The organism is Streptomyces viridochromogenes (assembly GCF_001270495.1).
Classification (GTDB): Bacteria; Actinomycetota; Actinomycetes; order Streptomycetales; family Streptomycetaceae; genus Streptomyces; species Streptomyces viridochromogenes_A.
The window spans coordinates 1-9,884 of record NZ_LGUR01000029.1 but is presented as its reverse complement, the minus strand read 5'-3'; the positions used below and the strand labels follow the sequence as shown (position 1 = coordinate 9,884).

8 protein-coding genes and 1 pseudogene are annotated in these 9,884 nt (G+C 71.7%); 2 read left to right on the top strand and 7 right to left on the bottom strand.

Features of this window, described 5'->3' with window-relative positions:
• The 6 genes and pseudogenes from ADK36_RS05815 to ADK36_RS05790 all read right to left on the bottom strand — a co-directional run.
• Positions 1–439: pseudogene (locus tag ADK36_RS05815) on the bottom strand (aspartate aminotransferase family protein); the annotation flags it as partial.
• Between the two features lie 179 nt (positions 440–618).
• The gene (locus ADK36_RS05810) at positions 619–1,461 is read right to left on the bottom strand and encodes an NAD(P)H-binding protein (protein WP_053196590.1); all 843 of its coding nucleotides are present in this window, start codon (positions 1,459–1,461) and stop codon (positions 619–621) included.
• 158 nt (positions 1,462–1,619) lie between these two features.
• Positions 1,620–4,115, bottom strand: coding sequence for an aminopeptidase N (gene pepN / locus ADK36_RS05805; RefSeq protein WP_053196592.1), 2,496 nt, complete (start codon positions 4,113–4,115; stop codon positions 1,620–1,622).
• Positions 4,116–4,171: 56 nt separating this feature from the next.
• Positions 4,172–4,720, bottom strand: a complete 549-nt coding sequence (locus ADK36_RS05800) for a response regulator (protein WP_048587383.1) — start codon at positions 4,718–4,720, stop codon at positions 4,172–4,174.
• 183 nt (positions 4,721–4,903) lie between these two features.
• Complete coding sequence (locus tag ADK36_RS05795) at positions 4,904–5,257, bottom strand: chorismate mutase (RefSeq protein WP_048587384.1); 354 nt, start codon at positions 5,255–5,257, stop codon at positions 4,904–4,906.
• 24 nt (positions 5,258–5,281) lie between these two features.
• Positions 5,282–6,169 (bottom strand): helix-turn-helix domain-containing protein, encoded by an 888-nt coding sequence (locus ADK36_RS05790; RefSeq protein WP_053196588.1) that lies wholly within the window; start codon positions 6,167–6,169, stop codon positions 5,282–5,284.
• A gap of 93 nt (positions 6,170–6,262) precedes the next feature.
• Between ADK36_RS05790 and ADK36_RS05785 the strand changes: the two genes are divergently transcribed.
• Entirely contained in the window at positions 6,263–8,038 is a 1,776-nt protein-coding gene (locus ADK36_RS05785; RefSeq protein ID WP_053196586.1) for a glycoside hydrolase family 35 protein, read from the top strand.
• Positions 8,039–8,061: 23 nt separating this feature from the next.
• Here the strand turns inward: ADK36_RS05785 and ADK36_RS05780 are convergent, their stop codons facing one another.
• A complete protein-coding gene (locus tag ADK36_RS05780; RefSeq protein ID WP_048587389.1) occupies positions 8,062–8,826 on the bottom strand; it encodes a S1 family peptidase in 765 nt (254 codons plus the stop codon).
• Between the two features lie 193 nt (positions 8,827–9,019).
• Here ADK36_RS05780 and ADK36_RS05775 point away from each other — a divergent pair.
• On the top strand, positions 9,020–9,884 hold an 865-nt coding region (locus tag ADK36_RS05775; protein WP_053196584.1), incomplete at its 3' end, for a hypothetical protein.

Genomic DNA, 9,884 nt, shown 5'->3' with positions numbered 1-9,884 from the left:
CGGCGGTCTCGGCGGTCTCGGTGCCGAAGACCTCCCGCGCCAGCGCCCCCGTCACCAGCGCCTCCAACTCCGAGGCACCCGGCGCCTGGTCCCAGGAGTCCAGCGAGGGGTTGAGGGTGGAGGCGGCGAGGTCGGCGGCGGAGGCGATCGCGAGGGGCGGGCAGTGGAGGTGGGCGGTGCAGAGGGGGTCGGCGGGGTCGGCGGCGGTCTCCGCGAGGGCGCGGACGACGGTGTGGAGGGCGTTCGGGTCGCCCTCGACCGGCAGTACGTCGCCGACCGCGTCCCGCATGCGCGCGGCCACCGCTTCCGGGCCGCCCCGGGGCAGTGCGCCCCCGCGTGCCCCGGCGCCCTCACTCAGCGCGTCGAGCACGGTGTCGAGCAACGGCCGCAGGGCGTGGGGGCCTTCCGGGCCTGAAGCGAGCGACGGCGGTGTGCTCATCGTGTCCTCCCGGGCGCTGGGCAAGAAGGACTTCCAGCTTGTACGCCGATGCGCGTTCGCGCCCGAAAAGCCCAATGATCGGAACCCGAAAGGGGGTATTTCCGTACGGGGAACGCGTGTCGGATGATGCGCGCCGCGGGTCGCGGAGTAGAGGGCTCGGGTGGGGCGGTCCCGGCTCCTCAGTTCCGGAAGTCGTCCGCGTGGTCCTCGGCCCATCGGGCGAAGGTGCGGGCGGGTTCGCCGGTGATCTTCTGCACCGTGTCGGTGATCTCCGGTGTGACGCCGACCGTGGCCTCGAAGGCCTTGAGCAGGGGCTGGAGCATCTGCGGCGGCAGGGACGGGAAGAGCTCCGGGCCCGCCTGCTCCGGCGGCATTTCCACGAACTCCAGGGGACGGCCGACAGCCCGGCCGATCTCCTCGACCTGACCGGCGTTGGAGATCGCCTCGGGTCCGGTGAGCCGGTGCACGGCCCCCTCGTGACCGTCGTCGAGAAGGGCGCGTTCGGCGACGGCCGCGATGTCGTCCTCGTGGATCGGCGCGCCCAGCCCGTCGGCGAACACGCCCCGGACCCGGTCGCCGACGCGGATCTGAGGGGCCCAGTGCAGGGCGTTCACCGCGAAGGCGTTCGGGCGTAGGAAGGTCCACGCGAGGCCGCTGTCGCGGATCTGCCGCTCGACGGTGGCGTGGATGACGTGGATCGAGTGGGACGCGCGGGCCTCGTCGGCGCCTTCCTGGATGATCCCGGAGGAGAGGAGGACGACATGCCGGACGCCCGCGGCGCGAGCGGCCGCCAGCAAGGTCTCGGCCTGCTCACCGGCGGCCTGGACGTACAGGAACAGCTTGGTCGCGCCCTCGAACAGCGCGGCGGGCCGACCGGGGTCGAACCGGACGGCCTCGGCACGCGCGGGGAGTCCGGCCCGCTGGGGGTCACGGGTGAGCGCCCGCACGGGCCGGCCCGCGTCGACGAGACGCTCGACGAGGGCACGTCCGACGTTGCCGGTGGCGCCGGTCACGACGATCACAGGGTTCCTCCTGGGCCGAGGGCTGATCTTCCTTGGGCCTGTCGAGCCTAGGAAGGAAGGTCAGCCCACGCATCGGCCTTGGGAACCAGCGCGGCCCTACGTCGGAAGGACTAGGGGTGTTTCAAATCCCGCACAGCACAGGACCTTCGAAACACCCCCTAGCCCTCCCTCACCCGCAACGCCCGTGCCAGGTCGTCGAGTTGGTCGGCGAGCCTGCGTCGCAGCGCCGGGACCGGCTCGCCGTCGCGCAGGCACTCCTCGCCCAGCCGCAGGGCGTCGGCGTCGACGGCGTACGCCGGGAAGGCGTAGCGGCCGGCGGCGTCGGCGATGGCGGGGCCGCGGCGGGCGCCGACAGCGACCGCGTCCTTGTAGTAGCGCGGCACGTACTGCCGGAGCAGGTCGGCCTGTTCGGGCTGCCAGAAGCCCTGGGCCGTGGCGATGAAGAGGTAGTTGGACAGATCGGCGCGGCCGTCGCCGCCGAACATGGCGTCCCATGCCTTCGCCTTGGCGTCCTCGTCCGGCAGGGCGGCCCGGCAGCGCGCCGCGCCCTCCTGGCCGGTGGCGCTCGGGTCCCGCTCCAGCTCGGCGGTGATGGCCGCCTCGTCGACCGCGCCGAGGACGGCCAGCCGGCCCAGGACGCGCCAGCGCAGGTCGGGGTCGAGTTCGGGTCCGCCGGGCACGGTGCCGTCGGCGAGCCAGGCGGCGATGGTGTCGGGGTGGGCGGCGACGTCGATGAAGCGGCGTACGGCGATCAGGCGCAGGCCGGGGTTGTCGCCGTCCTCGGTGCGGCGGATGAGGTCGCGGCACAGGGCGGAGAGGGTGACCAGGGCGGCGGGCCGCTCCTCGGGGGCGAGGTAGCAGTCGGTGACCTGGGCGGCGGCGAAGGCGAGGACGGCCTGGACGATGGCGAGTTCGGTCTCGCGCGGGAGGTGGGCGCGGGCGGCCGCCAGGTAGGCGGTGGCGGCCAGTTCGCCGTCGCGGACGGCGTCGCGTAGTGCGTTCCACACCACCGCGCGGGTGAGCGGGTCGGGCAGGCCGGCGAGGCTCGTACGGACGGTCTCGAAGGATTCGGCGTCGAAGCGGACCTTGGCGTAGGTCAGGTCGCCGTCGTTGAGCAGCAGCAGCGCCGGGCGCTTGCCGATGGGCTGCGGAGTGGCCTGCGGCACGTCGAGATCGAGGCGTTCGCGCAGGGTGAGGTGACCCTCGCCGTCGCCGAGGTCCTGGTCGTACAGGCCGACGGCGATGCGGTGGGTGCGGCTGCCGGCGTGGTCGACGGCGAGCGTGTAGGTGCCGTTGTCGCCGCGGGTGACGGCCGGGGTGAGCAGGTCGACGCCGGTGGTGCGCAGCCAGGCGTCGGCCCAGGCGTGGACGTCGCGTTCGGTGGCCGTGGCGAGGGAGTCGATGAAGTCGGCGAGGGTGGCGTTGCCGAACTTGTGGCGCGCGAAGTGGGTGTTGATGCCGGCGAGGAAGTCCTTCTCGCCGAGCCAGGCCACCAGTTGCCGTAGCGCGGAGGCACCCTTGGCGTACGAGATGCCGTCGAAGTTGAGCATGGCGGAGGCGGTGTCGTCGACGGTCTCGGGGGCGACGGGGTGGGTGGAGGGGCGATGGTCGGCGTCGTAGCCCCACGCCTTGCGGGCGGTGCCGAAGTCGGTCCAGGTGTCGGTGAAGCGGGTGGCCTCGGCGCAGGTCTGGTAGCCCATGTACTCGGCGAAGGACTCGTTGAGCCAGATGTCGTCCCACCAGCGCAGGGTGACGAGGTCGCCGAACCACATGTGGGCCATCTCGTGGGCGATGACCACGGCGCGGGTCTGCCGCTCGGTGTCCGGGACGGCTGAGCGGTACACGAACTCGTCGCGGAAGGTGACCAGTCCGGGGTTCTCCATGGCGCCGGCGTTGAACTCGGGGACGAACGCCTGGTCGTAGGAGTCGAAGGGGTAGGGCTCGTCGAACTTCTCGTGGTAGCGGTCGAAGCACGCGCGCGTGACCTCGAAGAGCTCGTCGATGTCCGTGTCGAGGTAGGGGGCGAGCGAGCGGCGGCAGTGCAGGCCGAAGGGCAGGCCGCGGTGTTCGGCGCGCACGGAGTGCCAGGGGCCGGCGGCGACGGCGGCGAGGTAGGTGGAGATCCGCGGGGTGGGTGCGGCCTGCCAGCGGCCGTCGCCGAGGTGTTCGGTGATGCCGTTGGCGAGGACGGTCCAGCCCTCGGGCGCCTTGACGGACAGGTCGAAGACGGCCTTGAGGTCGGGCTGGTCGAAGGCGGCGAAGACGCGCTGGGCGTCGTCCATGCACAACTGCGTGTAGAGGTACGTCTCGCCGTCGACGGGGTCGGTGAAGCGGTGCATGCCCTCGCCGGTGCGGGAGTAGCACATGGCCGCGTCGACGCGCAGTTCGTGCTCGCCTGCGGTGAGGTCCTTCAGGTGCAGCCGGTTGTCGTCCAGGGTCTCCGGGTCGAGGGGGTGTCCGTCCAGCGTGACGGAGCGCATCTGGGCCGGCTTGATCTCGACGAACGTGTCCGCGTCGGCGCGCGTGGTGAACGTGATGACGGTACGCGACTCGAAGGTCTCGTCCCCGGTGGTCAGATCGAGTTCGATCGTGTAGCGGTGAACGTCGAGTAGCTGGGCACGGGTCTGCGCTTCGTCGCGCGTGAGTACGGACATGCAGGACATGCTGCCTGATGGCGCTGACAAGGCACAGAGGCGGATCAGTACGTGCCCTATGTCCGTTCCTGGGCCGGCGTGGCCGCCGGGCAGTCCCGCTGGGGCGGGACGCGGGCGTCGGGGTGGGGCAGGGCGGGGCGCGGCTGGGGTTCCTCGGTCTCGGTGTCGTCGTCCTTGACCAGGGCCCGTAACGCGCGGACCTCCAGCTCCAGGGCACGGTGGCGCTCGTGGGCGTCGTACAGGTAGCGGACCTTGGTGCGCAGCGCCCAGGGGTCGATGGGCTTCATGACCAGGTCGGCGACGCCGAGCCCGAAGGCGGCGGAGGTGAGTTCCTGGTCCGCTCCGAAGCCGGTGAGCAGGATGACCGGTATGTGCTGGGTCTGTTCCACTCGCCGCATGTAGCGCACCACATCCAGCCCGCTGACGCCGGGCATACGGACGTCCAGGAGCAGCAGGCCGACCTGCCCGCGGAGCACCTGCTTGAGCGCCTCGTCACCGCTGGTGGCACGGGCCAGTCGGTAGCCCAGCGGGGCCAGGGCGCTCTCCAGCGCGTACAGCGTGTCCTCGTGGTCGTCGACGATGAGGATCTTGGCATCCGACGGCATGGCCCGACGTCCCTCCCGCGTGGACATCCAGAGTATGTCCGGGGGCGCTGACGGGGAGTGCGTGTCAGCTGGCATGCGGTGCACAGCGCAGCATGCCCCGCCCGGGCCGCCGTGTCACTCCCTCGGGAGGGTCTGTGTACATCCTGTCGTCACATTTGCGTCGTTCGCGTCGGGGGCGGGGCCCTAGGGGCGATGCGCGGTCGGCCCGGTGCCGTTGAGGGCGTCCTCGGCGATGCTCTCGTGGTGCCTGATCACTTCGGCGATGATGAAGTTGAGGAACTTCTCCGCGAACGCGGGGTCCAGCTTGGCGTTTTCGGCCAGGGTGCGCAGGCGGGCGATCTGGCTGGCCTCGCGCGTGGGGTCGGCGGGCGGGAGCTGGTGCTTGGCCTTGAGATGACCGACCTGTTGGGTGCACTTGAAGCGTTCGGCGAGCATGTGGACGACGGCCGCGTCGATGTTGTCGATGCTGTCGCGCAGCCGGGCGAGTTCCTCGCGGACAGCGGGGTCGACGCCGCTGGGGGACGTGTTGCTGGTCATGAGCGCCCAGCCTACGGGGCCCCTTCAGGTGATCGTTCGTTCGATCACGGGTGGATCGTCGGGATCGGGGACCTGGTTGCTCCAGCCGCCGGGGACGACGCGGCTCTGCTGGGCGCGGAAGCGGACCGGGGCCATGCCGACGCGGCGGGTGAACAGGCGGGAGAAGTAGGCGGGGTCGTCGTAGCCGACGCGGCGGGCGACGGCGGCGACGGGCAGCTCGGTGGCGGCGAGCAGTTCCTTGGCCCGGCCCAGGCGGATGCCGAGCAGGTAGTCCTTGGGGCTGCATCCGGCGCCGCGCCGTACGGCGGTGCGCAGTTCGGCGAGGGTCATGCCGTGCCGGGCGGCGTGGTCGGCGACGGTCAGCGGCAGGCACGCGTCGCGGGCGAGGGCCTTGAGGACCTGGTCGCCGTCGGGCGCGAGGTCGGCACGCGCGCGACGCAGGGCGACGAGGAGTTCATGGACGGCGGCGCCGGTCTCGACCTCCAGGAGGGGGTTGTCCCGGCGGGCGGCACGCGCCATGCGCCCGATGACGGCACGCGGGCCGGAGGCGTCGGAGAGGGGCACCACGGGGCGGTCCGGCTCGATGTAGCCGAGTTCGGTGTACGAGGCGGTGGCGGGCCCGGTGAAGTCGACGAAGCCCTCGTCCCAGCCGGTGCCCGGGTCGGGCGCGTAGTGGTGCGGGACACCTGGGGTGAGCCACAGCAGCGCGGGCGCGGTGACGGTCGTACTTCGGCCGTCGGGGCCCTCGTACCAGCCGCCGCCCGCGTTGATGACCACGGCGACGTGGTGGTCGAGGACCCGGGGCCCGACGGTGGGCAGGGCGCCGTACTGGAGGCCGACGCCGAGGCAGACGAGGCCGAGCCGGTGATGGGCCGGGCCGGGCGTGAAGAACCGCATCCAGGTGTGGTACATCCGCGGCCCTTCCCACTGCGTGCGGTTTCCGTCCAAGCAGCGCCGATCTTTGTCCATGGACCCTGACCTGCGCCAGGGGCGAGGGTGGGGCGCATGAGCGAGTTCAGGGTGGGGGACGAGGACTTCCTGCTGGACGGGCGGCCGGTGCGGCTGTTGTCCGGCGCGCTGCACTACTTCCGGGTGCACGAGGCGCAGTGGGGGCACCGGCTGGCGATGCTGCGGGCGATGGGCCTCAACTGCGTGGAGACATATGTGCCGTGGAACCTGCACGAGCCGGCGCCGGGCCACAGCCGGGATGTGCAGTCGCTCGGCCGGTTCCTGGACGCGGCCCGGGAGGCGGGGCTGTGGGCGATCGTGCGGCCGGGGCCGTACATCTGCGCCGAGTGGGAGAACGGCGGGCTGCCGCACTGGCTGACGGCCGAGGTCGGCGCACGCGCGCGGACCCGTGACGAGCGCTACCTGGGGTACGTGGCGAGCTGGTTCCGGCGGCTGCGGCACGAGATCGTGCCCCGGCAGATCGATCGCGGCGGACCGGTGATCATGGTGCAGGTCGAGAACGAGTACGGCAGCTACGGCTCGGACGCGGAGTATCCGCGTCGTCTGGCGGACCTGCTGCGCGAGTTCGAAGTCACGGTCCCGCTGTTCACCTCGGACGGCCCCGAGGACCACATGCTGTCCGGCGGCTCCGTCCCGGGGGTCCTGGCGACGGTGAACTTCGGCTCCCACGCGCGCGAGGCGTTCGAGACGCTGCGCCGGCACCGCCCGGACGGTCCGCTGATGTGCATGGAGTTCTGGTGCGGCTGGTTCGACCACTGGGGCGGCGAGCATGTCGTACGGGATCCCCGGGACGCGGCGGCGGCCCTGCGGGAGATCCTGGAGTGCGGGGCGTCGGTCAACCTGTACATGGCGCACGGCGGCACGAACTTCGCCGGCTGGGCGGGCGCCAACCGGGGTGGCGGCGTGCTGCACGACGGGCCGTTGGAGCCCGACGTGACGTCGTACGACTACGACGCGCCGATCGATGAGTACGGCCGTCCCACGGCGAAGTTCTGGGCCTTCCGCGAGATCCTCGCCGAGTACGCCGAGGGTCCTCTGCCCGAAGTCCCGCCCGCACCCGTGCCGTTGGGCACCGCGGCCACGGCGGACCTGACCGACTGGGCGTCCCTGGGAGACGTACTGGAGACGCTGGGCGGCGCGGAGGCGTCCGGTCCCGTCCCGCCCACCTTCGAGGAACTGGGCGTCGAGCGGGGCCTGGTGCGGTACGAGGTGACGGTGCCGGGGCCGCGGCAGCCGTATCCGCTGACGGTGCGCGGGCTGCGGGACCTCGCCGTGGTGTACGTCGACGGGGAGCGCGCCGGGGTGCTGACCGAGGACGACGGGTGCCTCAAGGAGCCCGTCGCCGGGTACGCGCGCGTGGAGCTGTGGGTGGAGTCCCTGGGGAGGGTCAACTACGGGCCGCGGCTGGGCGAGCGCAAGGGGATCACCGGGGGCGTCCTGCACGAGCGGCAGTACTTGCACGACGTACGCGCGCGTGGGCTGCGGCTGGAGGCGCTCGACGACTTCGAGAAGGTCCGGGCGGTGCCCTCGCGGGAGCTGCCGGGGGACGGCGCCCCCGGGCTGTACCGGGGCACCGTCACCGTGCGCGGCGCCGGTGACGCCCGTCTGGAGCTGCCGGGCTGGACCCGTGGATTCGTGTGGATCAACGGCTTCGGCCTGGGCCGTTACTGGTCCACCGGACCGCAGCGCTCGCTGTACGTCCCCGGTCCCATCCTGCGGGAGGGCGGCAACGAGGTGTGGGTCCTGGAACTGGAGGGGACGGCCCGGTCGGGGTCCGGCGAGGCCGGTGCCCCGGTCCTCCGGGCCGTCTGACGCACTCCTGGTGCGGCGGCCGCCTAGAGGGCGTTCGCCGCCCGGGCTATGTCCTTCGCGAAGGTGCTGACCTCTGTGTAGACGCCGGGCACGCCGGTGCGGGCGCAGCCGTCGCCCCAGCTGACTATGCCGACCTGGATCCACTTGTTGGCGTCGTCCTTGCGGAACATGGGGCCGCCGGAGTCGCCCTGGCAGGTGTCGATGCCGCCGCTCTGCCAGCCGGCGCACAGTTCCTCCTTCGACACCAGCCGGTTCCCGTAGTGCCGCTTGCACACGCGGTCGGCGACGAAGGGAACGGTGGCCTTACGGAGCTTGGTCGTGCCCGTACCGCCCCCTTCCACGGTGTCGCCCCATCCGGCGATCGTGAACATGCCGCGGTTGTAGCGGTCCGTGGTGGCGATCTTCAGCGTCGGCTTGTCGATGGGCCGGGCGAGCTTGATCAGCGCCCAGTCCTTGCCGTTGCCGTCGTAGCCGGGGGCCACCTTGACCTTCGTCGACTTGACCTTGATCGCGGCGGAGGAGTCGAGGTCGTTGACACCCGCGGTGACGGTGATGCTGGTGTTGTTGCCGGAGCCGTCCATGCAGTGGGCCGCGGTCAGGACGACGTCCTTCTTGTAGAGCGCCCCGCCGCAGCCCATGGAGAGATGGACCATGAACGGGAACTCGTTCTGCGCGGCGGGCGTTCCACCGACGACGCGGGTGGACGCGGCGTTCGCGCTGAGGGGCTGGAGGGAGGCGACCGTGAGCGCGACGGCACCCACCGCCGCCGCTCTCTTGGCCAGGGTCATGCCGCTTCTCTTCGGCGAGCTGTGGGTCAACATACGTCCTTTCATGGCGTGTTGAGCGGCCCGCAGTATGAAGATCAGGTGGCATGGTTGACAAGGACGGATCTCACGCCTCGGGCGTGGAACCTCACCGGGGAAAAACCCCTCACCTCCCCGTAGAGTGGAATCGGGTTCCAGGCGTCTTGGGGGTACGGGCGTGGCGAACGGCGGACCGGTCCAGCACGGCTTCCCGCACCTGGAGACGGTGCGGGCCTCGATCACCGCGCTCTACAAGCGGCTGTCGTACGACACCGTCCAGACGTTCGCGACGAGTGTGGCCCCGGCCGACGTGGCGTTCTGCGACACGGACGATCTGTATCTGGGCGCGCAGCGGGTGGCCCACGAGCTGGTGCGGCACTACCACCTGCCGGACGCCCGCATGATCGTCAGCTTCCGGGAGATGACCCACGCGGCGAACGTCGAACTCGCCGCCGGGCCCGAGTACTTCGTCGAGCTCAACGACCGCTTCCGCGCGCATCGCCGGGACATCGGGGCGGCCCTCGCCCACGAGGTGATGCATGTGTACCTGCACCGCCTGGGCCTGTCCTTCCCCGGCACGCGCGACAACGAGATCCTCACGGACACGGCGACGACGTATCTCGGCGCGGGCTGGCTGCTCCTCGACGCGTATCGGGAGGACGCGGCGTCCTCGCAGAAGCTGGGGTATCTGACGCCGGAGGAGTTCGGGTACGTCCTCGCCAAGCGGGCGCTGGTCTTCGCCGAGGACCCCTCGGTGTGGTTCACCAGTCCGAAGGCCTACACGGCGTATGCGAAGGGCCTCGCCGAGGCCCGGCGCGACGAGCAGCAGCCTCCGCTGACGGCGGCGGGGTGGGTGGGGCGGCGGCGGTACGCCCGCGACCGGCGTCACGCTCAGGACCGCCAGGGGGGCGGGGCGCCGGCGGGGGTGCCGTATGCGTTCACGCCGGACGGTCGGGGGCCGTTGCGGGTGTCGTTCCCGTGTCCGACGTGTCAGCAGCGGATTCGGGTGCCGGTGCGGGGGCGGGTTCGGGCGCGGTGCGGGT